Source organism: Nocardia sp. NPDC052566 (assembly GCF_044547285.1).
Classification (GTDB): domain Bacteria; phylum Actinomycetota; class Actinomycetes; order Mycobacteriales; family Mycobacteriaceae; genus Nocardia.
Genome location: NZ_JBIUAF010000004.1, coordinates 477253 through 500510, shown reverse-complemented (window position 1 = coordinate 500510; position 23258 = coordinate 477253). Strand labels below are relative to the sequence as shown.

Annotated in this window: 25 protein-coding genes; 11 read left to right on the top strand and 14 right to left on the bottom strand. The window is 66.4% G+C overall.

Annotation, left to right across the window (positions count from 1 at the left end):
* Window positions 1-23 precede the first annotated feature (23 nt).
* The 4 genes from ACIG5A_RS22070 to rpsF all read right to left on the bottom strand — a co-directional run bounded on the left by ACIG5A_RS22070 (window position 24) and on the right by rpsF (window position 2505).
* Window positions 24-983, bottom strand: coding sequence for an NADAR domain-containing protein (locus ACIG5A_RS22070; RefSeq protein WP_397242803.1), 960 nt, complete (start codon window positions 981-983; stop codon window positions 24-26).
* A 76-nt stretch (window positions 984-1059) separates the two neighbouring features.
* Complete coding sequence (locus tag ACIG5A_RS22065) at window positions 1060-1413, bottom strand: hypothetical protein (protein WP_397242801.1); 354 nt, start codon at window positions 1411-1413, stop codon at window positions 1060-1062.
* 148 nt (window positions 1414-1561) lie between these two features.
* A complete protein-coding gene (locus ACIG5A_RS22060; RefSeq protein ID WP_397242799.1) occupies window positions 1562-2125 on the bottom strand; it encodes a single-stranded DNA-binding protein in 564 nt (187 codons plus the stop codon).
* A gap of 92 nt (window positions 2126-2217) precedes the next feature.
* Complete coding sequence (rpsF, locus tag ACIG5A_RS22055) at window positions 2218-2505, bottom strand: 30S ribosomal protein S6 (protein ID WP_397242797.1); 288 nt, start codon at window positions 2503-2505, stop codon at window positions 2218-2220.
* A gap of 190 nt (window positions 2506-2695) precedes the next feature.
* On the opposite strand from rpsF, the gene ACIG5A_RS22050 reads away from it, so the two are divergent.
* On the top strand, window positions 2696-4165 hold the full coding sequence (locus tag ACIG5A_RS22050; RefSeq protein ID WP_397242795.1) for a glycosyltransferase family 87 protein: 1470 nt from the start codon (window positions 2696-2698) through the stop codon (window positions 4163-4165).
* Here the strand turns inward: ACIG5A_RS22050 and ACIG5A_RS22045 are convergent.
* Complete coding sequence (locus ACIG5A_RS22045; RefSeq protein WP_397242793.1) at window positions 4162-4698, bottom strand: CGNR zinc finger domain-containing protein; 537 nt, start codon at window positions 4696-4698, stop codon at window positions 4162-4164. The genes ACIG5A_RS22050 and ACIG5A_RS22045 overlap by 4 nt on opposite strands.
* A gap of 79 nt (window positions 4699-4777) precedes the next feature.
* Here ACIG5A_RS22045 and ACIG5A_RS22040 point away from each other — a divergent pair, with 79 nt between their 5' ends.
* Window positions 4778-5677 carry a DMT family transporter gene (locus ACIG5A_RS22040; protein WP_397242791.1) on the top strand — a complete coding sequence of 300 codons (900 nt, stop codon included), beginning with the start codon at window positions 4778-4780 and terminating at the stop codon, window positions 5675-5677.
* 1 nt (window position 5678) lies between these two features.
* Here the strand turns inward: ACIG5A_RS22040 and ACIG5A_RS22035 are convergent, their stop codons facing one another.
* The 3 genes from ACIG5A_RS22035 to ACIG5A_RS22025 form a co-directional block, all read right to left on the bottom strand.
* Window positions 5679-6299, bottom strand: a complete 621-nt coding sequence (locus ACIG5A_RS22035; RefSeq protein ID WP_397242789.1) for a Tellurium resistance — start codon at window positions 6297-6299, stop codon at window positions 5679-5681.
* Window positions 6300-6379: 80 nt separating this feature from the next.
* Window positions 6380-7489: a DUF475 domain-containing protein gene (locus ACIG5A_RS22030; protein ID WP_397242787.1), complete on the bottom strand. Its 1110-nt coding sequence runs from the start codon at window positions 7487-7489 to the stop codon at window positions 6380-6382.
* Between the two features lie 172 nt (window positions 7490-7661).
* Entirely contained in the window at window positions 7662-8237 is a 576-nt protein-coding gene (locus ACIG5A_RS22025) for a TerD family protein (RefSeq protein WP_397242785.1), read from the bottom strand.
* A 183-nt stretch (window positions 8238-8420) separates the two neighbouring features.
* Between ACIG5A_RS22025 and ACIG5A_RS22020 the strand changes: the two genes are divergently transcribed.
* The 4 genes from ACIG5A_RS22020 (at window position 8421) to ACIG5A_RS22005 (ending at window position 14493) form a co-directional block, all read left to right on the top strand.
* Entirely contained in the window at window positions 8421-9632 is a 1212-nt protein-coding gene (locus ACIG5A_RS22020; protein WP_397242783.1) for a hypothetical protein, read from the top strand.
* 118 nt (window positions 9633-9750) lie between these two features.
* On the top strand, window positions 9751-10908 hold the full coding sequence (locus ACIG5A_RS22015) for an HpcH/HpaI aldolase/citrate lyase family protein (RefSeq protein ID WP_397243958.1): 1158 nt from the start codon (window positions 9751-9753) through the stop codon (window positions 10906-10908).
* Window positions 10909-10978: 70 nt separating this feature from the next.
* A complete protein-coding gene (locus tag ACIG5A_RS22010) occupies window positions 10979-13630 on the top strand; it encodes a phosphoribosyltransferase (protein ID WP_397242781.1) in 2652 nt (883 codons plus the stop codon).
* Window positions 13630-14493, top strand: coding sequence for an HAD family hydrolase (locus ACIG5A_RS22005; RefSeq protein WP_397242779.1), 864 nt, complete (start codon window positions 13630-13632; stop codon window positions 14491-14493). Before ACIG5A_RS22010 ends, ACIG5A_RS22005 begins: the two co-directional genes overlap by 1 nt.
* Before the next feature lie 12 nt (window positions 14494-14505).
* Here the strand turns inward: ACIG5A_RS22005 and ACIG5A_RS22000 are convergent, their stop codons facing one another.
* Entirely contained in the window at window positions 14506-14685 is a 180-nt protein-coding gene (locus tag ACIG5A_RS22000) for a hypothetical protein (RefSeq protein ID WP_397242777.1), read from the bottom strand.
* A gap of 73 nt (window positions 14686-14758) precedes the next feature.
* Window positions 14759-15229 carry a MarR family winged helix-turn-helix transcriptional regulator gene (locus ACIG5A_RS21995; RefSeq protein ID WP_397242775.1) on the bottom strand — a complete coding sequence of 157 codons (471 nt, stop codon included), beginning with the start codon at window positions 15227-15229 and terminating at the stop codon, window positions 14759-14761.
* A 152-nt stretch (window positions 15230-15381) separates the two neighbouring features.
* Between ACIG5A_RS21995 and ACIG5A_RS21990 the strand changes: the two genes are divergently transcribed.
* The gene (locus tag ACIG5A_RS21990; RefSeq protein ID WP_397242773.1) at window positions 15382-16539 is read left to right on the top strand and encodes a hypothetical protein; all 1158 of its coding nucleotides are present in this window, start codon (window positions 15382-15384) and stop codon (window positions 16537-16539) included.
* A gap of 12 nt (window positions 16540-16551) precedes the next feature.
* Here ACIG5A_RS21990 and ACIG5A_RS21985 read toward each other — a convergent pair whose 3' ends face one another.
* The 4 genes from ACIG5A_RS21985 to ACIG5A_RS21970 form a co-directional block, all read right to left on the bottom strand.
* Window positions 16552-16962, bottom strand: a complete 411-nt coding sequence (locus ACIG5A_RS21985; protein WP_397242771.1) for a PIN domain-containing protein — start codon at window positions 16960-16962, stop codon at window positions 16552-16554.
* Window positions 16947-17201 (bottom strand): type II toxin-antitoxin system Phd/YefM family antitoxin, encoded by a 255-nt coding sequence (locus tag ACIG5A_RS21980; protein ID WP_397242769.1) that lies wholly within the window; start codon window positions 17199-17201, stop codon window positions 16947-16949. Before ACIG5A_RS21980 ends, ACIG5A_RS21985 begins: the two co-directional genes overlap by 16 nt.
* A 68-nt stretch (window positions 17202-17269) precedes the next feature.
* Window positions 17270-18844, bottom strand: a complete 1575-nt coding sequence (locus ACIG5A_RS21975) for a TerD family protein (protein ID WP_397242767.1) — start codon at window positions 18842-18844, stop codon at window positions 17270-17272.
* A 36-nt stretch (window positions 18845-18880) separates the two neighbouring features.
* Window positions 18881-20206 (bottom strand): TerD family protein, encoded by a 1326-nt coding sequence (locus ACIG5A_RS21970; protein ID WP_397242765.1) that lies wholly within the window; start codon window positions 20204-20206, stop codon window positions 18881-18883.
* A gap of 182 nt (window positions 20207-20388) precedes the next feature.
* Between ACIG5A_RS21970 and ACIG5A_RS21965 the strand changes: the two genes are divergently transcribed.
* From ACIG5A_RS21965 to ACIG5A_RS21950, 4 genes are all read left to right on the top strand, one after another.
* Window positions 20389-21012, top strand: a complete 624-nt coding sequence (locus ACIG5A_RS21965; protein WP_397242763.1) for an AIM24 family protein — start codon at window positions 20389-20391, stop codon at window positions 21010-21012.
* Window positions 21013-21023: 11 nt separating this feature from the next.
* Window positions 21024-21719, top strand: coding sequence for an AIM24 family protein (locus tag ACIG5A_RS21960; protein ID WP_397242761.1), 696 nt, complete (start codon window positions 21024-21026; stop codon window positions 21717-21719).
* Window positions 21720-21721: 2 nt separating this feature from the next.
* Window positions 21722-22483 (top strand): AIM24 family protein, encoded by a 762-nt coding sequence (locus tag ACIG5A_RS21955; RefSeq protein WP_397242759.1) that lies wholly within the window; start codon window positions 21722-21724, stop codon window positions 22481-22483.
* Window positions 22484-22926: 443 nt separating this feature from the next.
* Entirely contained in the window at window positions 22927-23211 is a 285-nt protein-coding gene (locus tag ACIG5A_RS21950; RefSeq protein WP_397242756.1) for a hypothetical protein, read from the top strand.
* The last annotated feature ends 47 nt before the right edge of the window (window positions 23212-23258 follow it).

Sequence of the window (23258 nt, the reverse complement as noted above, 5' to 3'; positions counted from 1 at the left end):
GGTTCTTCTCGCCTGTGACGGTGCTATCGGTGCTGGTAGATGGCGTGGATGGTGGTGCGGCGGTTGCGGACGTCGATCATGATGACCGGTTTTCCGCCGCAGTAGCGTTTCAATGCTGAGACAGTGCCTCCGCTGGTGATTTCTGGATCACGGACGGCCACTACGGCATCGGCGTCGGTGATCATCAGGTCGTTGCGCAGGTCGAAATGCTGCTTGTGAGCGTGCTCGCCTACGAGGACAAGTCGGTGGGCGCGGTTGCGGAGCCGAACATGTTCGGCTTGCTGGTCGGTGCGCCAGCGCGCCGTTTGACTGGGAAAGGGCTGATAGCCCCAGAAAGGCAATCCCGCGGCTTCGGCGGCCTGGGCCCACCAAATGTCGGCGCCAGTGGCTAGCCCGGTCAGCGCGACTTGGGTGCCGTGATGGTCTCGCAGCTTGCTGATTATGCGCGCGAGCTCAGCTCGCAGCCACGGGTGTGTGGCAGGGGTGATGCGTTCTTCGCGGTGTCCGGTGAGCGCGACACGCGGCCAGCGGTCGCGTGGGTCGCTGCGGAGTTCGCGACGTAGCTGCATGAGAATTCGTCCGAGCCAGTTCTTTCCGATGAGACATGTGAAGCCTGGCTTGCGGCAGCGACCCCAGGTGTCGTCCTGCCAGCTGTTGCCTTCGATCAGCAGGTCGTCGCCGGTGGTGACCAGTCGTGAACACAGCTGCGGGTTGGTGGTGAACTTGATGTGCTGCAGCTGCGCCATGATCGAGTATTTGACCTGCTCCCAGTCCGGGCGCAGCGGCAGCTGCTGGCCGAGCTGTTTGGCGTTCCTCGCTGTCGCGGCGGCCTGGATGGTGCGGCGAATCCGGAGGTCGAAGGTCTTCGCCGCATGGAAGGCATGTTCGGTCGACGGGAACCACATGTCTTCGAACTCGACAGGGTAGAGCTCGAAGTTCGAGAAGCATTGGTGCGGGCCGCGGAATCGGTCGATGACGTTCATGCAGTGGTCCTGAGAACAGTGTTGGTTGGAGCTGGCCGCGCCGGTTCCGGGCGGATGTCGTTGGCGATCAGGGCTTTCAGGCGTGGCGGGGTTTGCTACTGGCGACTACTCGGCGGCGGTAGGGGCCGCGCCGGTTCCGGTCGGCTTGCAAAAGGGTGGCCAGTGGGCTGCCTTCGAACGCGTCCACGTCTGGGCGTGCGAGGGTGGCGATCGCGATGGCGAGTCCGCACAGATGTGTGCCGGTCATGCCGTGGATGAGGCGCTCGAACTCCGCGGGCCCGCCTTCTCCGTGCACGATGGCGACGATCGCTGGTGCGATGTTGTTGATGCGTTCGATGGATTCGTCGTCGAGGGAGCCATCGGCTCGCAGCGTCCATGGTTTTTCATGCCACCGCCGGGTCCTGGCGAGGCGCGTGCGCGCTGATGGCATCGGTGAGTCTCCACGTGGTCGATGTAGTGGTTGGAGTCCTTGGATCTCTCAGGCCGCAGCGCAGCCATATGGCGGCCGTGGCGCTCCACAGTGCCGTGCAGCGCCGGGTGCGGCACGGCCGGACGGAAGTGCCGCAGCACCGGGTTGGCTAGAACGGCGGTTCGTCATCCATGCGCCCGCCCGCGAAGGAGCCTGCCGCTGGAGCGCTGCCCCACGGATCGTCCTCGGCGCCTCCGCCGGAACGTCCGGGGCCGTTGTTGGCGTTGTAGCCGTTATGGCCGCTACGATCGGCGTTGTAGCCGCCACTCGAACCAGAATTCGCACCGCCGCCGAATCCCCCACCGCCGCGGTTGGCCTTGGCGATTTTCGCCCTGGCGTAGCGCAGCGAGGGACCGACCTCGTCGACCTCGAGCTCGACGACCGTGCGCTTCTCACCCTCGCGGGTTTCGTAGGAGCGCTGCTTCAGTCGTCCGCTCACGATCACTCGGGAGCCACGGGTCAGGCTTTCCGCGACATTCTCCGCAGCCTCGCGCCAGATGTTGCAGCGCAAGAAGAGCGCCTCGCCGTCTTTCCATTCATTCGAATTACGGTCGAACACACGGGGAGTGGACGCGACGGTGAAATTCGCCACCGCTTGCCCCGCGGGCGTGAATCGAAGCTCGGGGTCGGCCGTCAAGTTTCCGATGACGGTGATGACCGTGTCGCCTGCCATGTGGGTCCTCCTGCTCGGTGTGCAGTCCGAATGCACTCGCTGTTGCGCTAGAGCCTAGAGATAGGCACCGACGCAATCGAGGGGCGTGCGGACTACTTCTTGGGGCGCAGAACCTTGGTGCGCAGCACCGACTCGTTGAGGCCCAGCTGGCGGTCGAGTTCGCTCACGGTGGCGGGCTCGGCGGTCAGTTCGACGACCGCGTAGATGCCTTCGGCCTGCTTGGCGATCTCGTAGGCGAGCCGGCGGCGGCCCCAGATATCGACCTTGTCGATCTTGCCGCCTTCGGTCTGAACGACCTTGAGCATATTGTCGAGCGACGATCCAACGTTGCGCTCGTCCAGGCTCGGGTCGAGGATGACCATCACTTCATAATGACGCACGGACCAATCACCTCCTGTGGACTAGGAATCGGCCACGGACGGTCCGTGGCAGGAGGGTCGTTGCGTCAGCAACCCGACAAGGCTACATGAACGCCCGTGAGCAGCGAAATCGATCCAGGGTGCGGATGTCGCGATCCGAATCGCAGGGTGATGCGGGCGCGGACACTCCTCGGCACCTATCGTGGTGCCCATGCCGACCGGACTCGCCGCCCGCGACCTGCTCGCCGGGCGCGTTTCCCGCGGTGCCTATGACGGCGTCCGCGGGGCCCTGCGTGGTTACGCAGGCTGCCTCCTCCGGGCCTGTCGCTCCCGCCGCGTGGCCTTGGCCACGGTGGTGGTGCTGTTGTGCGGATTGACCCTGGCGCTCGCCTACCTCAACAAGGCGCGCTGTGCCGGGGCGCCGTTCGCCGCCGACGGCCGCAGCATGGTTTTCGATCTGATCAAGGATTCGGATGTCTGCTATTCCGATATCCAATTCCTGTGGCTCGGCCGCGATATCGATCAGCACGTCTTTCCTTATATCGGCGGCGGCATCACCGCTGACGGCGCGCTGACCGGCGGTGCGGTGGAATATCCGGTGCTCAGCGGCCTGCTGATGTGGCTCGGTGCGCTCGGCGCGAAGACCGACGCCGATTTCCTCGCGCATTCCGCGCTGCTGCTCGCGCCGTTCGCGCTGCTGACCGCGTGGATGCTGGCCAGGCTGGCCGGGCGCGCCGCGCTGCTGTGGGCGGCGGGACCGCCCCTGGTGCTCTACGCATTCCACAACTGGGAACTGCCGGTGGTGTGCACGGCCGTCGCCGCGGTGTACGTGATGGCGGCGCTGACCCGATACTCATTGCGCACCAGGGGAATAGTGGCCGCGATACTGCTCGCTCTCGGCTTCTGCTTCAAGCTGTATCCCGGAATCTTCGTGCTTCCGCTGATGGCGTTCGTGCTGACCGGCGGTATGGCGCGCGATCGCGGGGACGGGCTGGATGTGCGTGGCGCGCTGCAGGCCGCGGCGGCGGCGATCGGCACGGTGATCGTGGTGAATCTGCCGTTCGCGCTGGCCGGTTATGAGGGCTGGCGCGCATCGATCACCTTCCAGCAGCTGCGCCAGGCCGATATCACCACCAATTCCATTTGGTACTGGGGACTTCGGCCGATGTTCGGACCGGATGCCGAGAGCGAGTCGGCATTCCAGAACGCGGTATCGATCGCCTCGCCGCTGCTCGTGCTCGCGTCGTTCGCGCTGGCGATGTGGCTCGGCTGGAAACGGTTCGGCGCCACCGGTGTTTTCCCCTGGGTGGGGGTGAGCGGTGCGATGCTGTGTGGATTCCTGTTGTTCCACAAGGTGCATTCACCGCAGTACACGCTGTGGCTGGTGCCGTTCCTGGTGCTGCTCGAGCTGCCGTTGCCGAAACTGGCCGGATATCTCATCGGCGGGTATCTGATCGCCGACGCGGCCATCGGCATCGGGGTGTTCCGGTACTTCTATTCGATCAGTTCCGGCGGTTCGGTCGACCTGATGGAGAACATCGTGCAGTTCGGCGTGTGGGGACGCGCGATTCTGCTCGTGGCGTTCTTCTTCCTGTTCGCGCGTTCGATGCCGCGCGGATTCCGGCCCGCTCCGCCGCCGGTGCCGCGGTATTACCCGGGCGATTTGGTGCCGGTCGCTTAACGGGCCTGCCGGATGCGGTAGCCGGCGGCCTTGGCCCGGTTGCCGCACAGCGTCATATCGCACCACCGGCGCGCCCTGCCGCGTGAGGTGTCGACGTACAGGCGGGTGCAGATCTCGATCCCGCACTCCTTGATCAGTGCCCGCTCCGGGCCGCCGATCAGTTCGGCGGCACTGCGCGCGACGGCCGTGATGACGCTGTCGACGCCGCCGGTGCGGCTCAGTGTCCCGTCCGATCGCAGTGTGAGCCTTGGCAATTCACCGGCCGAGGCGTCGTTGACGATCTTCCGATCGGCATCGGCGAGCGGCAGATCGCGTGCCGACGCCAGTGCGAGCCGGTAGGTGGCTTCGCGCAGGCGTACGGCGCGGGCCAGTGTGTCCGCATCGCAGTCGGGGGCATCGTCGAGCAGTCCGGCGGAGACCGTCCAGACCGCGAGATTCGACGGCGCGACCAGCAGGTCGTCGCGATAGGTCGTGCGGCCCTTGACCGTTCCCGCGAAGTCGAGGGCGAGGTTACCGCTCACGAAGGTGTACACCCCTCCATAGTAACCGTCTTGACAGGTTATTCCGACCCGTGCAACGGTAATAACCATCTTGGCCGGTTACTTCGGAGGCATGGTGAAAGCTCAGCTCGGTGCGGTCATCCAACCGCTGTTCGTCCTGTTGTGGGCCAGCGCGTTCATCGCGGGGATCATCGGTGTCGGCGCGGCGCCGTCGCTGATGGTGTTGTTCGCCCGCTTCGGGTTCGCGTCGATAGGCCTGGTCCTGTACGCCAGGCTGGTGCGCGCCACCTGGCCGACCAGGGCGGAGCTACCGCATGTGATCGTCGCCGGGCTGCTGATGCAGATCGTGCAGTTCGGCGGCTTCTACACCGCGATGGGGCAGCACGTGCCCGGCGCGGTGGTCGCGCTGGTACAGGGCCTGAGCCCGGTGCTGATCGCGCTGTTCGCCGGCTTCCTCGGCGAAACCGTCACCGCGCGACAGTGGTTCGGCTTCGTCATCGGCGGTGTCGGCGTCGCGCTCGCGGTGGCCGACCAGACCTCGCTGTCGCTGACCGGCTTGGCGCTGTGCGGCGTCGGGCTGCTCGGCTTGAGCCTCGGCACGGTGTATCAGAAGCGCTTCGTGCCGACCGTCGACTCCCGCGCGGCGACCGCCGTGCACATGATGGCGAGCGCGCCGGTCGCCGGGCTGCTCGCCTGGGCGACGGGGCAGCTGCACATCTGGGACGGCGGCCGGTTCGCGGCGTCACTGGTCTGGATGGTGCTGATCAACTCGATGGTCGGCTTCCTGATGTTCAACTGGATGCTGCGGCGCTGGGACGCGACCAAGGTGAGCAGGCTGCTGTTCGCCACACCGGCGGCGACGGCGATCCTGGCCTGGCTGGCCGTCGGACAACCGTTGCGGCCCTTGACGATCGCCGGGCTCGCCGTCGGCCTGATCGGCATGGTGTTCGCCTCGCGCAAGGCGACCAAACCGGCCCCGGTGCCGAGCCCGGAGCCGGTGGCGGTGCGGTGAGTTACTTCCGGCCGCTCTTCCAGTTCATGCCCCAGCGGTAGGCCTCATCGATCTCGCGCTGCGCACCGTTGATGTAGTGCACCTCGCGGTGCACCGTGATGCCGTGCCCCTGGTTCTGCAGCAGCGCGATGGCGCACGAGCGGGCCCCGTCCACCGGTGAATCGAGGCGGACCTCGATCTGCGGACCCGAGGTGGGGAACAGGGTGACGACACCGTCGGCGGCGGCCCAGTTCGGCACGCCCTCGTAGATGAAGGCGAAGATCAGGATGCGCTTGAACGCATCGGGTTTGGCGAGATTGATGTGCATGTTCTCGCCGCCGGTGGAGGAACCGCTGCGGTCGTCGCCGTCGAGCTGGATGAACGGCTCGGAGTTCAAGGAGCCGAAGCTGTTTCCGAGGGCCTGCACGACGCCCTTGGAACCGTCGGCGAGCTCGTAGAGGCAGGCGAGATCGAGGTCGATGGATTTGGCCCGCTTGAAGAATCCGCCCTTCGAGCCCGCCGACCAGTTCAGGTTGACCCGCATGACCCCTTGCGACTCACCGGGTTTGGTCAGGTTGATGCTCGGCGTCGCCTTCGACAGCGTCACCTTGGACAAGTTGACGCCGGGATTGTTCGTCGTCATCTCGATCCCCCTCCGTAGGAATGAAAAAGCGGCAGCGGTGAGGGCCGCTGCCGCTTTGGATTCGGGCTACTCGCCGAGAATCAGCCTACCGGGGTGGCTTCTCGTTCGCCCTCCACTTCTTCGGCGTCTTCACGCCGATTGCGGATGATGCTGGTGACGAATGCCGCGCCGATCAGCGCGACACCGATACCGCCGGTGACGAGTTCGGGGATATGCACCTTGATGGAGACGAACAGGATCACGGCCAGCGCGCCGATGGCCCAGTGCGCGCCGTGCTCCAGGTAGACGTACTCCGACAGGGTGCCCTTGCGCACCAGGTACACCGTGATCGACCGGACGAACATGGCGCCGATCAGGCCGAGGCCGAGCGCGATGATGATCGGGTCGGAGGTGATGGCGAAGGCGCCGATGACACCGTCGAAGGAGAACGACGCGTCGAGCACCTCGAGGTAGAGGAACAGGAAGAACGCGGCCTTGCCGGTGGCCTTGACCAGCCCGGACGGGCCGGTCGCGTGTTCGGCGTCATGCTCCTCGGTATGGAACAGCGAGCCGAGCCCGTCGACCGCGATATAGGTGATCATGCCGAGCAGGCCGGAGATCAGCACGATCGACCGATCCGCGTCGCTGGCCAGGAACTCCCCGGTGAGCAGCAGGCCGATGCCCGCGACGACGACCGAGAGCATATCCATCTTGCCCGCCTTGGCCAGCGGCTTCTCCAGCCAGCTGAGCCAGGTGATCTCGCGCTCCTCGAAGATGAAGTTCAGGAACAGCATCAGCAGGAACATGCCGCCGAACGCCGCGATCGACGGATGCGCGTCGGTCAGCAGCTTCTCGTAGCTCGGGCTGCCGTCCGGGAATTCGAGCGCGCCGTCCGCGGGCGGGTTCAGCGCCAGGTCGAAGGCCTTCACCGGATCGAGGCCCGCGGTGATCCAGACGATCGCCAGCGGGAAGACCAGGCGCATACCGAATACGGCGATAACCACGCCGATGGTGAGGAAGATCTTCTGCCAGAACTCGCTCATCCGCTCCAGCACGGTGGCATTGATGACCGCGTTGTCGAACGACAGCGACACCTCGAGTACGCCGAGGATCGCGGCGAGTGCGAACGCGGTCGGTCCGCCGTACAGGAACGCTGCTATCAGCGACACCACTGTCACGACGATGGAGAAGCCGAAAATGCGCAGGACCACGAGGGGACCTTTCGTAATGTCCGAGGAGCCGAGCAGGCAGCCGTATTCGATGAACCGGTTGGTTGTCTAACGCGCGTCCATCAGATCAGGTTCCTGACCACATCCGAAGAGGGGCCCGGTGATCCGAGCCCCTTCGGGCGGCCCTGTGCCGCCTGGACGTTCGTGAACGTCCTTAGACGTTGACGCCGTAGTCGCGAGCGATGCCGGCCAGACCCGACGCGTAGCCCTGACCGATGGCGCGGAACTTCCACTCGGCGCCGTTGCGGTACAGCTCGCCGAAGACCATGGCGGTCTCGGTGGAGGCGTCCTCGGTGAGGTCGTAGCGCGCGAGCTCGGAGCCGTTGCTGCGGTCGACGACGCGGATGTAGGCGTTGCGCACCTGGCCGAACGACTGCTGACGGGTTTCCGCGTCGTAGATCGAGACCGGGAAGAAGATGCTCTCGATGGTCGGCGGGGTGTTGGCCAGGTCGACGTTGATGACCTCGTCGTCGCCCTCACCTTCACCGGTCAGGTTGTCACCCGCGTGCTCGATGGCGCCTTCCGGCGACTTCAGGTTGTTGAAGAACACGAAATGCTGGTCCGAGAGGACCTTCTTGTCCGCGCCGGTCGCGATGGCGCTCGCGTCCAGGTCGAAATCGGTACCGGTAGTGGTCCGAACATCCCACCCCAGACCGACCGAAACCGCGGTGAGGTTAGGCGCTGCCTTGGTCAGCGAGACATTGCCGCCCTTGGACAAACTGACACCCATGCGGGATCCCTTTCAATCGTCTGCCTGCTTGGTCCCAGCATGTCCGTATCGCCGGGTACGCCATACGACAGTAATAGGTTTCACCGAACTTGCGTAGAAACCAGGGAAACCCTCGGCGAACAGGTACATCTTCCTTCGGCAGTGTGCGCCGGGCACGACGGACCGCCGCATACCATCAGGTTCGTGGCAGGGCGTAGGCGCGGGTGGTTCCGCTCGTCCGGGAATTCCGGATGGATTCAACAGGCGCGGCCGGGGCTGACGGCGGCGTTTCTCGACATGGACAAGCGGCAGAGCGCGGCGGAAGCCGCCGTCGAGGCCGCGACGCAGATGTTCCCGGATCGGCGGCTCGCCGCGAGCTGGGATCCGGTGCGCGCCCGCTGCTACGAGGCGGCGGGCGCGTATCTGGCTTTGAACGAGGAATTGGACGCCGCCGAACGCGACGACACCGCGCTGCCGCAGGGCCAGGCGCGGGTCGACGCGGCGCTGCGACAGCTCAACGACGCGGCTAGGGCGGTTGACGGTTTTTACAGTGGCAACCAGGGGCAGCTCGAACATGCCGTCGCTCTGCTCGGTACGGTGCCGCAGTTGGTTCAGCAGGTCACCCTCGCCGCGGCGCGGGTGCGCGGGCAGGCCGCCGAATCCCCGTACGCGAACTACCCGTCGGTGCGCGCGGGCGCTGCCGCCGTCGATGAGGCTCTGATCACAGTGGAGGCCGCCGCGGCGACCCCGGGCGCGCGCAGGGAGGCCGCGAATCGGCTCGACGCGGCGACCAGGGAATTGTCGGAAACCTTGGCGCAGGCCCCATCTCGGCAGGCCGCGGCAACCACCGCGATCAGTTCGGTGCGCACCAGGCTCGATGCCGTTCGCACCCGCTCCGAGCGGCTCGATCCGGCCTTCTCGGCGTTGTTGCGTGAGTTCAATGCTGCAAGTTCGGCCGATCTGGCTAACAATGGGCGGGAAAGTCAACGGGCCATCGATGCCGCGGACGCAGCCCTGTCGGGGGCGCGTGCGGCATTGGCCGAGAACAACCCGGAGTTTGCACTTGATCTGACCACATCCGCCCGTGAGCACCTCGCAGATGCCGACCGGTTGGTCGACGCCGTCACCAAACGGCTGACGCTGCTGCGCGAGGTCCGCGAGAATCCGCAAGACAAGGCCAAGGCCGTACGATTTCGGCTGCGGGACGCGCAAATGCTCGCGGTGGGCCGAGGGCTCGCCGACGAATGGGGATCTGTGCTCGATGCACAGGTCGAACGGATCGATCGAATCACCGAGGCACTGTCGGGGCGGCACCCCGACTACTGGGCCTATGTTGCCGAGCTGGATACCGTGGGCGATTTCATCGCCGGAGTAGTGGATCGAATGAGAAAACAAGCAGGATCACGACGAGAATGAGGATGGGCCCCCGATGACCGCTGCGGTGCGAGCGACAGGCCCGGAGGCGGCAGCGAAGTGTGACCACGAAGGGCCCGAGGAGCACCGCGAAGAGGTGTCCCTGCGGAAGCGACTGCCACTGCGCCACTTTCGGCAACTGGAAGGGCCGCAGGCGCGCCACCTTTTCCACCGGCAACCCGAACCGTTCGGCGACGAGGCCGACCGGGACATACTGGCCGTCGCGCTCGGCGCGACGCTCTACGCACCCGCGACCAGGCCCGATCTGGCGGACACCATCCGCAGGCGGGCCGCGCGCGGCGTGTGCTCGATGGTGATCGACCTGGAGGACGCCGTCGCCGACGACGACCTCGACGTGGCCAAGAAGCAGACCGTGGCGACGCTGGATCTGCTTGCGGCGAGCGAGGATCCGAATCCGCTGCTGTTCGTGCGGGTGCGCGATCCCGAGTCGATCACCGAGATCGTGTCGCAGCTCGGACCGGGCGGTGCGGTGCTCACCGGATTCGTCTTCCCCAAGTTCGGCAGCGCGTCTGGGCCGAGATACCTTGCGGCGCTTGCCGATGCGCAGGAACAACTGGGTCGCCCGGTCTTCGGGATGCCGGTGCTGGAATCGGCGAAGCTGGTGCACCGGCAGACCAGGGATCACGAGCTGACCCAGATCGCGGCGCTGCTGGCCAAACACCGCGAGCGGGTGCTCGCGGTGCGGGTCGGCGCGACCGATATGTGCTCGACCTTCGGTATCCGGCGCGACCGCGACCTGACCATCTACGACGTGCGGGTGGTCGCGGACGTGATCGCCGATATCGTGAACTACCTGGGTCGCGCCGACGGTACCGGATTCGTCATCACCGGGCCGGTGTGGGAGTACTTCGCCGATCACGAGCGGATGTTCCGGCCGCTGCTGCGCACGGCGCCCTTCGAAGAATCCGATGCGGTGCCGTTCCGTCAGTACCTGGTCAGCCGGGATCTGGATGGGCTACTACGGGAGATCACCCTCGACCGGGCCAACGGCATTCAGGGCAAGACGGTTATCCATCCGTCGCACGTGGCCGCGGTACACGCGCTGTCGGTGGTGACGCACGAGGAGTACTCCGATGCGCTCGACATCCTGCAGGTCGATGTCGGCGGGGTGGCGGCCTCGGAATACCGGAACAAGATGAACGAGATGCGGCCGCACCGCAGCTGGGCGCGGCAGACCTTGCTGCGCGCACGGGTTTTCGGTGTCGCGAACAAAGGTGTGTCGTTCGTGGACCTGCTGACCGCGATGGTGACCGTATGAGCGGTCAAGCGCGGAGGCGGCTGCGAAGCGTGACCACGCAGCGCTCCGCTCATACCGAAATGGATACAGCATGAATTCGCTCGGGCTTGTCCCTTGGGCGACCGAGAATCTCGGTATCGAGCTGCGGCATGCGGAGTCGTTCGTGGTGCATGCCTCGGACGTACTGCCCGCCGAGCTGCCGATCGACACGCTGTTGCTGCCCGGTCTGCGGCGCAACAACAAGCGCAGGGCGCATCTGCTGGTGTCGACGGTGCTCGGCAAGCATCTGCCGACCGATCCGCGGGTGGTGCTCGACGCGGGGAACCGGCTCGGTGATCTGGTGCGCGAGGTGCTCGGCGGGCGCGCCGCCGTCGTCCTCGGATTCGCCGAAACCGCGACGGGACTCGGGCATTGCGTGGCCGCGCGGATCGGTGCGAGCTGCTATCTGCACTCGACGCGGCGCGACGTGCCGACGGCGGCGACGCTGACCGGTTTCGAGGAGGGGCATTCGCACGCCACCTCGCATCTGCTGCAGCCCGCGCCCGCCGACATCTTCGTCAACGATCTGCCGCTGGTGCTGGTGGACGACGAGATCTCCACGGGTGCGACGGCCATCGACGCGGTGCGCGCGCTGCACGCGTTCTCGCCGCGCGCGCACTACGTGCTCGCCTCGCTCGTCGATATGCGCACCGCGGCGCAGCGCGCCGAATTCGAAACGGTGGCAGCCGAACTCGGTGCGACCATCGACACCGTATGCCTGGCCTCCGGCAGCACCGTGCTGCCGGACGGGCTGGTCGACGCGGTCACCGAGATGCCCGATCCTGAGCTGAATCCGATTGCGGCACAGCGTGGTTCGTTCGGCCGAGTGGTACTGCCGTGGCCCGCGTCGGTGCCGGAGGGCGGCAGGCACGGGATTCTCGACTCCGATGCCGTGGCGTTCGAGTCCGCGGTGGTCGCCGCGGTCGGGGTGCTGCGCGCGCGGCTCGCGGCCGACGCACCGGGGCGGCCCGCCATCGTGCTCGGGCACGAGGAATTGATGTACCTGCCGCTGCGCCTGGCGGTCGGCCTCGCGGAGTCCGGCACGCCGACCCGCTATCAGACGACCACGCGCTCACCGGCGTATGTACTGGACGAACCGGGTTATCCGCTGCGCAGGGGCTTCCGGTTCACCGCGCCGGAGGTGGGGCAGGAGCAGCCGCGCTATCTGTACAACGCCGCGTGGTCCGCGGAGTGGGGTGCGAGTACCGCGGCACCGGCCGCGAATCCGATCCTGGTCGTCGTTATCGATACCCCCGCCGACACCGCCGAGCTCGTGGCCGACGGCGGATTGGTCGACGTGCTGACGGCCTCCGGATCCGATGTGCTGCTTGCTGTACTGCCCGAGGCCGATCCGCGCATGCTGCATGCCGAGCGGGCGGATTCGGGCAGGTCCGATAGTTGCGAAGTCGTTGCCGACGGTGGATTCGTTGACGTGACAGGGTCTGGATCCGATGTCATGCTGGCGGTGTTGCCGGTGGTCGGCGCGCACGGCGAAGATGCGGTGCGCGAGCGGCCGGGTGACCTACTGGAAAACGATGATGTGCTGGAGTCGAACGCGGTGTCGCAAGTACTGGCCAACCCTGTTCCGCTGCACGGTCCGGAGTTCGGATCGTATGCGCGCGAGGAGGTTTCCTGGCTGCTGAAGGATCTGTCCGAGATCGATCTCGAGGCCGATGTGGCCGAGCGGGAGCGGCGGATCCAGTCCGGCGCTGCGCATTACGCGGAGTCGCTGCCGATCGAGTATCAGCCGGATGCGGCCTACCGGTCGCTGTTCGACGAGGTGCTCGCGGACAGTGCCGAGCGGCTCGCGCTCGCGGTCGCCACCGTCTCGGAACTCGTTGTCGCCGAGCGTGGCAACGATGTGGTGCTCGTTTCGCTGGCCAGGGCGGGCACGCCGATCGGCATCCTGATGCGGCGCTGGCTGCGCTACGGTCGCGGCGCCGATCTGCCGAGCCTGGACGTGCCGCACTACGCGGTCTCCATCGTGCGCGATCGTGGCATCGACGCGGTCGCGCTGGACTACCTTGCCCGCCATCATGATCCGGCGTCGGTGGTGTTCGTCGACGGCTGGACCGGCAAGGGCGCGATCACCCGTGAGCTCACCGAGGCGCTCGACGCGTATCACGCGGCGGGCGGCGCGCGGTTCAACGACGAACTCGCCGTGCTCGCCGATCCCGGGCATTGCGTGCGCACCTACGGCACCCGCGACGATTTCCTGATCGCCTCGGCCTGCCTGAATTCGACGGTGTCCGGACTGATCTCGCGCACCGTGCTCAACGAAACGCTGATCGGGCCCGGCGATTTCCACGGTGCCAAGTTCTATCGCGACCTGGCGGTCGACGACGTGTCCGAGCGGCTGCTCGATACGGTGAGTGACGCCTTCGACGCCGTCCGCCCCCGGGTGCCCGCCGCGCTCGCGGCCGTTCGCGACGGGGACCGGACGCCGACCTGGACCGGCTGGGCCTCGGTCGACCGTGTGCGCGAGGAATACGGCATCGCCAGCGTGAATTTCGTGAAACCCGGTGTCGGCGAAACCACCAGAGTGTTGTTGCGGCGGCTGCCGTGGCGGGTACTCGTGCGTGATGCGGATGCTCCGGAACACGCCCATATTCGATTGCTCGCCGCGGCGCGCGGCGTGCCGGTCGAGGTGGTGCCCGACCTCGCCTACTCGTGCATGGGGCTGATCAAGGACGTGCAGCAGTGATGTACCTACGAAGACCGGGCGATGCCGACGCCCAGCGCCGTCAGACGCTGGTCGCCACCGACCTGGACCGGACGATGATCTACTCGCGCAACGCGTTCAGCGCGACCGCGGAGGTGCCGACGGTCTGCGTGGAACATCTCGAGGGCGCGCCGCTGTCGTTCATGACGACGGCAGCGGCGCTGCGGATGCATACGCTGACCCAGCCCGCCGCCGTCATCCCCACCACCACGCGGACCATCAAGCAGTTCGGTCGCATCCAATTGCCCGGTGCGCCTTGGCGATACGCCATCACCAGCAATGGCGGCAATATTCTGGTCGACGGTGTGCCCGATATGCGCTGGCGCATCGATATCGATGCGCAGGTGCGCGCGAGTGGTGCGACGCTGTCGGAGGTGAGCGCGGAGCTACGCGCCAGGATCGATGATTCCTGGGCGACCAAGTTCCGCATCGCCGATCATCTGTTCTGCTATCTCGTGGTCAAGCCCAAGCTCGTGCCCGAAGACTTTCTCGCCGAATGGGATTCGTGGTGCCAGGCGCGCGGCTGGTCGGCCTCCCAGCAGGGCCGCAAGATCTATACGATGCCCAAGGCGGTGTGCAAGAGCCACGCCGTCGCCGAGGTCAGGCGCAGGCTGCTCGAATCGGGTGAGCTATCCCGGGATGCGAAGACGCTCGCGGCGGGCGACGGCGCGCTCGATGCCGAAATGCTGCGCGCCGCCGACTCCGCCATCCGCCCCCGCCACGGCGAGCTGGAACAGCTCAACTGGACCAGCCCCAACCTGACCGTCACGCGATCTTCCGGCATACTCGCCGGTGAGGAAATCATCGACTGGTTCATCGACGCCGCGCCCCAACTCACTGATTGACCTACTGAACGATTAGCGCGGAATCCACCGCACGGGCGCGAGGTAGTCGATCCCCGAATCCCGCTGATCCCGCCCGATCCGCTTGGGCCGCAGCCCCGTCCATACCTTGTCCGCGATCCGCGCCCCGCGCCGGCCCTCCGGCCGCGGCTGCCCGGTAACGCCCCGTGTGGGCGCCATTGTCGAATTACTCATCGCCGCAGGCTATGGCGCGAGAACCCGTCGACGCCACTGATTTTCGGTGCCTTCGGCCGCGGAGTGCGCGTGATCAGGCGCGCAGCCGCTGGATTTCGGTCGCGGTGCTGTGTTCCGCGGAGGCGAGAAAACGGAGCAGGACCCGGATTTCGTCCTCGGTGAAGTCGGCGAGGTCATCCCTGGTGCGCGCGATCAGGCCTGAGTAGGCGGCGGTCACTCGGTCCAGCCCCGCCTGGGTGGGTTCGATGAGAACCCGTCGGCGATCGGCGGGGTCGGGGATGCGGCGGACGCAGTCGGCGGCGACCAGGCGGTCGATCATGCGCGAGGCGGAGCCGGTGGTCAGGTTCACCCGCGCGGCGAGCGTGCCGGGTGTCGCCGGACCGTATTGGCCTAGCACGTGCAGGCATTGGACGTCGGTGTCGGTGACCCCGAGGCTGGTGGCGACGACGCTGTTGAGCTGTACGACACGGATCGCCCAGCCCGGCACCGCGGCACGGGTGAGCTCGCTGAGCAGGGATTCTCGTTCCTGGTTTGCCTTCGGCATGGCGCTCGTTCCGGTTGATCGCTGCGTCGCGCAGCGAATTTGTGCTAGTTTCGCTGTGTTGCACAGTAGCTGCTCTATGCGGCAATTGTGTTGTGCGACGTGTGAACTCGGCCTGCTCCCTGTCGGCCGGACAGAGTCTTCGAGGAGATGTGATGACCCTCGCGCCGGAGATCGGCATCGATCCGTTCGCTGTCACCGTTCGTGGCATCGACGAACCCCACCCCGCCCGCGCGGTGCTGCGCGCCGCGGGACCCATTGTCCGAGTGGAAGGCCGGGCGGGCGGGCCGGTGTGGATCGTCACCGACGAGGCCCTTGCCCGCCGGGTTTTCGTCCATCCCCAGATCGCCAAAGATCCCGGCCTCGCGCCCACGCACTGGGATCCGCGCACGGCTGGGCTGGAACCGCCTGCCGCGGAGCAGCTTTCGCTCACCACCTCCGATGGGTCGACGCATACGCGACTGCGTGCCGCGCACGCTCCGCTGTTCACCGCGCTGCGGATGGGTGGGTACGTCGAGCGGATGGCGGCGTTCGCGCACACGTTGCTGACGGTGTGTGCGGAGTCGGGCGACACGGTGGATCTGATGGCCGATTTCGCCACCCGCTATCCGCTCACCGTGATCTGCGATCTGCTCGGCGTCCCTGTCGATCGCATCGAGCAGGCGATCGCCGCATGCCGTCGGATGTACAGCGACGATCAGGCCGACGTCGGCATGGCGATGTCCGCTTTCGCCGATCTGGGTGCGGCGGCGTTGCGGGCGGGAGGTGACGGTCTCGCTGTCGCACTTCGTGATCGGCTCACCGATGAGGTCACCGACCAGCAGCTGCACTACCTACTGTTCACCCTGATTTATGCCGGGCAGTTGACGACCGATCCGGTGCTCGGATTTCTGCTGGCGGGGGTACTCGATCCCGAGCGTGATCCGGCGGATGAACCGCCGATCGAAGAACTGGTGCGCGAGACCCTTCGCATGCATCCGCCTGCGCCCTTTACCCTTTGGCGCTTCACCACGGCCGATATCACCCTGGCCGGCGTGCGCCTCGCCGCGGGCTCCCCATTGCTCATCGATATCCAGGGCATCAACACCGGCCCACGCCGAACGAACGGCCGCGACCTCTCCTTCGGTGCGGGGCCGCACTACTGCACCGGCGCCCACCTCGCCCAGTTCGAACTCGCCGCCGTAGTGCGCACCCTCCGCACCTCCTTCCCGCACGCCCGCCTCACCGTCCCGTACGCCGAACTCCGGCAAACCGACTTCGGCGGAATCCAAGGAAGCCGCCTGTCCGCCCTCCCGGTACAGCTGCGCGAGTGAGTGGGTCGTGGGCTATGGAACTGTGCACACCAGGCAGTTCACGCCCGGAAGGGCTCCGAGATCGGCCTTCTTTTCGGTGGTGACAACCGTGCGGATGGTTGTCGCCGCCGTCGCTGCGATGATGAGATCGTGTGCGCCCCTGGGTTTCTCTGCATGGCGGACGTGCGCCATCATTCGGGCGTGCTCGCGCGCGACGTCAAGTGAGTAGTCCTCGATCGGAGTGGCGGCCAGGAAGGCATCGACGAATGACTTCCTGGCTCCCTGCCGGGCAGCGTCAGCGAGTTCAACACCCAAATACACTTCGGATGCGGTGATCATTGCGATCGCGACATCGTCGTCAGGGCGTAGGACCTGTGACAGATCGAGTTTCTTCCGCTCTGCCGAGATGATCACGCCGGTATCGAGAATCAGGCGTCGTCCCATTCAGCACTCACTCCATCGATCACGGTTCGGCGGGCTTCTTCGACATCCTCGGCAAACCCATCGAGGGTCTCGTGTTCTGCGAACAAGGCAATCAGGTCGGCACCGTTGGTGCGTGTTGCGGGGGCTAACAGTGCGATGCGGCGGCCACCTCGGGTAATCGAGATGGTCTCGCCGTGCTCGGCTTGATCGAGCACCGCGGATAAGTTGCGAGCAACCTCGGTTGCGGTCATCACTTTCATGGAATCAGATTGTCTGATTATTACCTTTGCTGTGTGGTGAGCCGCACCTGGTGGTGGTTGCGGACCCGTCAGTGGTTGTTGCGGAGGAGGCGGGCCTGGCGCTCGGGTTCGGTGGGGAGTAGGTCGAGGTCGAGTAGCCAGGGGCTGCCGGTCCATGGGTCGAAGAGCGGGGTGCCTTCGATGGTTGGTAGGTGGCGGCAGTTCTGGGCGAGCATGGCGAGTGTGCTGTCGGGCGAATCGGATTCGTCGGTGCCGACGATCACGATGGACAGGCCGATCAGCTCGCCGCGGGCCATCAGCAGGCCGATGCGGGTGACGTCGGAGGCCTGATAGCCGTGCGGGAAATCGGCGGCGAGCAACACCCGGTGTTCGGTGGGCGGGGTGAAAGCGTTGCTGTTGTAGGCGATTTCGGCGAGCTCGGCGGCGTCGACCAGTGCCTGCAGCCGGGCCGAGATATCCGAGTGGTCGGTGATCGGCGGACCGTAGAGCATCGGGGTCAGCAGCCCGGCGAATCCGGTGAAGGACCGGGTCAGATCGATCATGTCGATGACGGTGTGCCGATCCGGCGCGGCGGCGATCAGCCTGGCCAGCAGGGCGCCGACGACCGGCGCTGCCGCGGCGGAGGTTTCGGTGTCGATCCACAGCGGACGGGTCAGCGGGATCGGCACGCAGTACGGCACCCGCAGCCTGCCACGGTCGAGCGCGTACAGCTCGCCGAGGCGGATGCCGTCGCTCGGCACCGCTTCGCCGTCCCAGGCGGGGGAGTCCCACGAGGCGAGGGCGGGCGGAAGAATCCGGTCCGCGTCGGCGATTTCGCGCATGAGGTGTGTGCTGTCGCGGTGGTGATTGCCCTCGGCCTGGGCGATCAGTTCATCGCTGCGCCGCTGGGCCGCCTGGCGGGCGGCCTCGGCGGCGGGGGTATTCCTGGTCGCGGGATCGGAGACGGCGGCCGACAGTTCGTTGTCCAGCCTGCGCGCGGCGTAGTCGAGCGAGGAGACCAGCGCGGCGGCCGAGCGTGCGGCATCCTCGAAGATCATCCACAGCCGCTCCAGGCCGTGCTCGACCTCCAGTGGCGCCCCGCCGGCCACCGCCGCGGGCGGTGCGCTCATCGTGTGCGCCGCGGAAGCCGGTGTCACCTCGGGTGATTCGTCCTCCGGCTCACCGTCGACCTCGACGCCGTGCGCGGTGAGCAGTACCGCGAGGCCGCCCGCGTAGCCCTGGCCGATGGCGCGCACCTTCCAGCCGTCGCCGCGCCGATACAGCTCCAGGCAGATCAGCGCGTCCTCGCCGAAGGCGGGCGTGGTGATGAATTCCGCCAGCGGCGCACCGTTTCCGGTCAGCCGCGCGGTCACCGTGCCGAGCCCGCCCGACCGCGCGGGCGCCGCCGGATCGGCGCTCACCACCAGCAGCACCGAGCGCGCGTCACCGCGCACCTCGGTGAGCCGGATCGTCACCTCGCCGCCGCTCAGGCGCACGCCCGCGGTGGCGGGCTGGTTGTAGAACACGAAATCGTCGGAGTCGAACACGCGGAAGTTGTCGGCTACCACCAATGCCGAAACATCCAGTGCGGCCTCCCCTTTCGCGCCGAATACGACCACTTCGGCGGCCAGCGCTGTGTTCTGGCCCGCCTTCAACTCGATCACGGTGTTACGCCCCCGGTTTCCCGTCTTCGTCCTTGCTCAGCCGACCGCCAGGAACCTGCCGAGCTGCGGTACGGCCTCGCCGGGATGCTTGGCCATGAAGCCCTCGCCGAGCGCCTGCATCTTCCAGTCGTTGCCGACGCGGAACAGCTTGGCCATCGCCATCGCCGTGAACGGCATACCGCCCGCGAGGGTGTACCTGGCCAATTCGGCGTTGTTGGTGCCGTCGACCAAGCGGCAGAACGCGTTCTGCACCTGTTCGAAGGTGTGCCCCTTGTAGGAGGTCACCATGAACAGCACCGTGGTGACGTGCGCCGGGATGCGGGTCAGGTCGACCAGGATCACCTCGTCGTCGCCCTCGCCCTCGCCGGTGAGGTTGTCACCCTGGTGCCGGATCGAGCCGTCCTTGGAGGTCAGCTGTCCGTAGTAGGCGACATCGATCAGGTTCGCCTCGGCGAACATGGCCACCGACGCGTCCAGGTCGATATCGACGGTCCGGTTGCCGAACATGCCGCGGCTGCGCACCGGATCCCAGCCGAGACCCATCTTCACGAAGGTCAGCGCGGTGCCGCCCTCCTTGCGCAGGGTGACCCGCTGGCCCTTCTGCAGGCTGACCGGCCGGTCCTTGCTGAGGTTGACCTCGGCGGGCGGCTGCTGCTGCGGCGGTTGCGGCGGCGGCGGATAGCCCTGCGCCGGGCCGGGCGGCGGCGGATAGCCACCGGCCTGCGGCGGCGGGAAGCCGGGGCCGGGCGGCGGCGGGTAACCACCGGCCGGGGGATACTGCGGCGCCTGCTGGGTCGGCGGCTGCGGCGGGTAGGTCGGCGCCTGCTGCGTGGGGGCGGCAGGCTGGGCGGCAGGCGCTTCGTCGACGGTCACGCCGTGGTCGGTGACCAGTGCGGCGAATCCGCCCGCATAGCCCTGGCCGACCGCACGGACTTTCCAGCTGCCCTGCCGCCGGTACAGCTCGAGCGCGATCACGATGGATTCGCTCTGCAGTCCGTCGATCCGGTACTCGTACAAGCGATTACCCGCGGAGTCGGACACGATCGCGGTGGGCGCGGGGAACCGGCCGAAGCTGCTCGACGCGTCGTCGAGGGTGATCACGGCGCGGATCTGATCGATATCCGGCGGCACCGAATTCAGCGCGACGGCCAGCGATGCGGGCTGCCCCTGCGGCGCGGGTAGCAGGTTCACCCCCGGCCCGCTCGGCTGGTTGAAGAATACGAAGTCCGCGTCCGAGCGGACCTTGCCCCGTTCGGTCACCAGCAGTGCCGACAGGTCGGCAGGCGCCGTGAGCTGGACGGATATCACCACGTCGTTGCCGGCCAGCGGGCCGTTCTGGCCTTTGGCGAGTGTTGCGGACAAGATCGACCCTTCGCTTGTCGGTGTTTTCGCTTGCCACTCTACGAGAAACGTCCAGGCGAGCGCCGGAGTAAACCGCCTAACACCTCGGACCGCCCCGCGAGCATCGGTTATCGTGACGCAACGCAGTTGGAATGCGGCGACTTTCGTCATGTTCCCGATCCAGACAGCAGGCAAACTCTCCTATGGCGCAACTGTTCGAACAGTCCAAGAAGGTGATCGAAGCCCATCTCGCGGGGACCAGTCTGCGCGCGATTTCCGGCTCGATGATCGCCTACGAGGGAAATGTGCAGTTCAAGGCCGCCGGATTCGGCGGCGGCGACGGTGTGATCGCCGGACTCAAGCGGCGGGCCACCGGCGAGAAGCTCTCGCTGATGGAATGCACCGGCAACGGGCGGGTCTTCTTCGCGGTGAACGGCCAGCACGTCACCGTGATCGACCTCAACAACGAGACGCTGCAGGTGGAATCGCAGCAGCTGCTCGCCTTCGCCGGGAATCTGCGCACCGACGTCCGCTTCACCGGGCTACGCGGCGCCTCCAGCGGACAGGGCCTGTTCACCACCACGGTGAGCGGACAGGGCCAGGTCGCGCTGTTGTCGGCGGGCGGGCCGCTGATCCATCTCGAGGTGTCGCCGCAGTTTCCGCTGGTCGTCGATCCGGACGCGTTCGTCGCCGCGCGCGGCAACCTGAATCAGTCCTTCGTCACCGACGTCTCGTGGCGCACCCTCGTCGGCCAGGACGCCGGTGAGGCGTTCTCGCTGCGCTGGGACGGTCAGGGCGTGGTGTTGATCCAGCCGGCGGAACGGTAAGGGCGGGGCGGATGTTCGAGAAGGTCAACGGCAAGGTCGTCAAGGTCGACGTCGGGATGGCGGGCGGCGTGGTCGCCCGCAACGGCGCGATGCTGTTCTACACCGGCGATATTTCCTTTGCGCCGCACCAGATTCCGGGTGCGCAGGGCATGGGCGGCGGTGGCGGGCTGATGCGGATGGCGGGCCGGATGATGGCCGGTGAGCACGAGCGGACCATGCTTGCCCAGGGCAACGGCGAGGTGCACTACGGGTTCGCGGGACTGGAAGTCCATGTGGTGCAGATGCAGCCGGGCGCGGTGCTGCGGGTCGAGGCCTCGCGGCTGCTGGCCAACACCGCCCAGCTGCAGAGTTCGATTGTCTCCGTGATGAGTTCGGGCGGCGGCGGTGGCGGTGGCCTGATGGGCGCGCTGCGCGGTGCCGCGAGCGGTGCGCTCACCGGGCAGGGCATGTTCACCACGCAGCTGTCCGGGCAGGGTGCCGCGGTGCTGCTCGCGCACGGCGGATTCCTGGAACTGCCGGTGGGCGGCCAATATCCGGTGGTCGTCGATCCGCAGGCGTTCGTCGCGGCGTACGGGAATGTGCAGACCGAATTGAAGACGGCGCTGAGCTGGCGCGACGCGGTGGGCCGCGGCTCCGGTGAAGCCATGCAGTTGCACTGTGCCGGACAGGGTGTCGTCTACGTGCAGGCCTCCGAAGAGAAGTTGTGAGCATGTCCCAGATCCTGAACCCGATGAATCTCGGTGAGAGCGACAACATCCCGGGAAACGACTACGCCTACTGTATCGACCTGGTGAAGCCGTGGTTCATGCGCAAGGGCGCGATGATCGCCTACTACGGGCAGATGCGCTTCCAGCTGCTCACCCACGGACTGCAGGGCGGGTTGCTGCAGATGGTGTCGCAACAGTTTTCGGCGCCGCTGTTCACCGGCGACTACGTGGTGGCCGAGGGACAGGGCAAGCTGATCATCGGCGACCGCGGCTACAACATCAATTCCTATGACCTCGACGACGGCAACCTCACCATTCGCGCCGCGAATCTGCTCGCGTTCGAACCGGGCCTTTCGCTGAACCAGTCGATCGTCCCCGGCTTCCTCACCCTCATCGGCACCGGCAAATTCCTCGCCTCCTCCAACGGCCCGGTCATGTTCGCCGAACCCCCGCTGCGCGTCGACCCGGAATCCCTTGTCGGCTGGGCCGATTGCCCCTCCCCGAGCCACCACTACGACCAGCGCTGGGTCTCCAGCTTCCTCGCCGCCGGCGCCGCCCGCTTCGGCGTCAACTCCGGCGAGGAACGCCAATTCGACTTCACCGGCGCGGGCACCGTCCTCATCCAATCCAGCGAGAAAATCCTCAGCGACGCCATGGTCGTCCGCACCATCGAAGGCCAACTCCAAAGCGGCATAAGCCCCACCGGCCTCCAACGCCTCCACGGCGTCATCACCCAGCAACTCTCCGGCCAGCAACAGCACTGAGTAGAGCGCGTCGAGAATGGTGACCAGCCTTGCGATTCATCGGGGGTGTCGGTGATTCGCGACTCGAGTGCCTTGTGTTCGGTGATCTTGAAGTGTTAGGCTGAAGCATTCAGCGCCTTTTGCGCCCTAATGAATCCAACCTTGTTGTCTAGGTTGGATTCTTGTGTCCCCCGATCCTGTCTGAGCGAGTACTGCTCGAATCAGATCCGATCGCGTCCAATCTGAATGGTATTGGACCGTGTCGTCGATATCCGGGGGCAGGTGACGTCGGTGTCGCCTGAGGTCGGGTGTGCGAAGTCATTGTGCCCGCACTAATCAATGCCGAGCCGATGTTCGGCTGGCTGCCCGATGTCATAGCGAACGCGCCTGGTCAAAGGCGCTGCACTGCAGGCAATTTATCCGCTGACCTCACTGTTACCAGCGTCTGTCGATCGGAGGTGTCTGTGTACAAGGTCTTCTGTTCGTCGGTGCGTATGTCTGTCGCATCGATCGGGACTGGTCAGGTTGTTTTGGCATCGACGTCGGTTGTTGTGTTTCCAGACGAGCGTCCCGTGCGTGTCGTTAAGGGGTTCGGCCTCGGTGCCTACAACGCGACCACGAGGCTGATGCCCGGTGACACCACTCGTGTCGTCCAGGATCGGCTGTTTCACAACTTCGCTGATCAGTTCGAGAGTGACGGCCACCGCACCGGCCGTTACTCGGTGGTCTGGATGGACAGCGACAACTAACTGATCCCCTCTTCCTGAAACGGTCAGCGGCTCGGAGTATTCCGGGC

Excerpts from the sequence above, each read along its gene's own strand:
- ACIG5A_RS22010 (WP_397242781.1), top strand. The coding sequence starts at position 10,979 with ATGAATTCGCTCGGGCTTGTCCCTTGGGCGACCGAGAATCTCGGTATC.
- ACIG5A_RS22065 (WP_397242801.1), bottom strand. The coding sequence starts at position 1,413 with ATGCCATCAGCGCGCACGCGCCTCGCCAGGACCCGGCGGTGGCATGAA.
- ACIG5A_RS21965 (WP_397242763.1), top strand. The coding sequence starts at position 20,389 with ATGGCGCAACTGTTCGAACAGTCCAAGAAGGTGATCGAAGCCCATCTC.
- ACIG5A_RS21985 (WP_397242771.1), bottom strand. The coding sequence starts at position 16,962 with ATGGGACGACGCCTGATTCTCGATACCGGCGTGATCATCTCGGCAGAG.
- ACIG5A_RS21955 (WP_397242759.1), top strand. The coding sequence starts at position 21,722 with ATGTCCCAGATCCTGAACCCGATGAATCTCGGTGAGAGCGACAACATC.
- ACIG5A_RS22035 (WP_397242789.1), bottom strand. The coding sequence starts at position 6,299 with ATGACGACGAACAATCCCGGCGTCAACTTGTCCAAGGTGACGCTGTCG.
- ACIG5A_RS22050 (WP_397242795.1), top strand. The coding sequence starts at position 2,696 with ATGCCGACCGGACTCGCCGCCCGCGACCTGCTCGCCGGGCGCGTTTCC.
- ACIG5A_RS22070 (WP_397242803.1), bottom strand. The coding sequence starts at position 983 with ATGAACGTCATCGACCGATTCCGCGGCCCGCACCAATGCTTCTCGAAC.
- ACIG5A_RS22025 (WP_397242785.1), bottom strand. The coding sequence starts at position 8,237 with ATGGGTGTCAGTTTGTCCAAGGGCGGCAATGTCTCGCTGACCAAGGCA.
- ACIG5A_RS21980 (WP_397242769.1), bottom strand. The coding sequence starts at position 17,201 with ATGAAAGTGATGACCGCAACCGAGGTTGCTCGCAACTTATCCGCGGTG.
- ACIG5A_RS21990 (WP_397242773.1), top strand. The coding sequence starts at position 15,382 with ATGACCCTCGCGCCGGAGATCGGCATCGATCCGTTCGCTGTCACCGTT.
- ACIG5A_RS22005 (WP_397242779.1), top strand. The coding sequence starts at position 13,630 with ATGTACCTACGAAGACCGGGCGATGCCGACGCCCAGCGCCGTCAGACG.
- ACIG5A_RS21960 (WP_397242761.1), top strand. The coding sequence starts at position 21,024 with ATGTTCGAGAAGGTCAACGGCAAGGTCGTCAAGGTCGACGTCGGGATG.
- ACIG5A_RS22060 (WP_397242799.1), bottom strand. The coding sequence starts at position 2,125 with ATGGCAGGCGACACGGTCATCACCGTCATCGGAAACTTGACGGCCGAC.
- ACIG5A_RS22040 (WP_397242791.1), top strand. The coding sequence starts at position 4,778 with ATGGTGAAAGCTCAGCTCGGTGCGGTCATCCAACCGCTGTTCGTCCTG.
- ACIG5A_RS22000 (WP_397242777.1), bottom strand. The coding sequence starts at position 14,685 with ATGAGTAATTCGACAATGGCGCCCACACGGGGCGTTACCGGGCAGCCG.
- ACIG5A_RS21995 (WP_397242775.1), bottom strand. The coding sequence starts at position 15,229 with ATGCCGAAGGCAAACCAGGAACGAGAATCCCTGCTCAGCGAGCTCACC.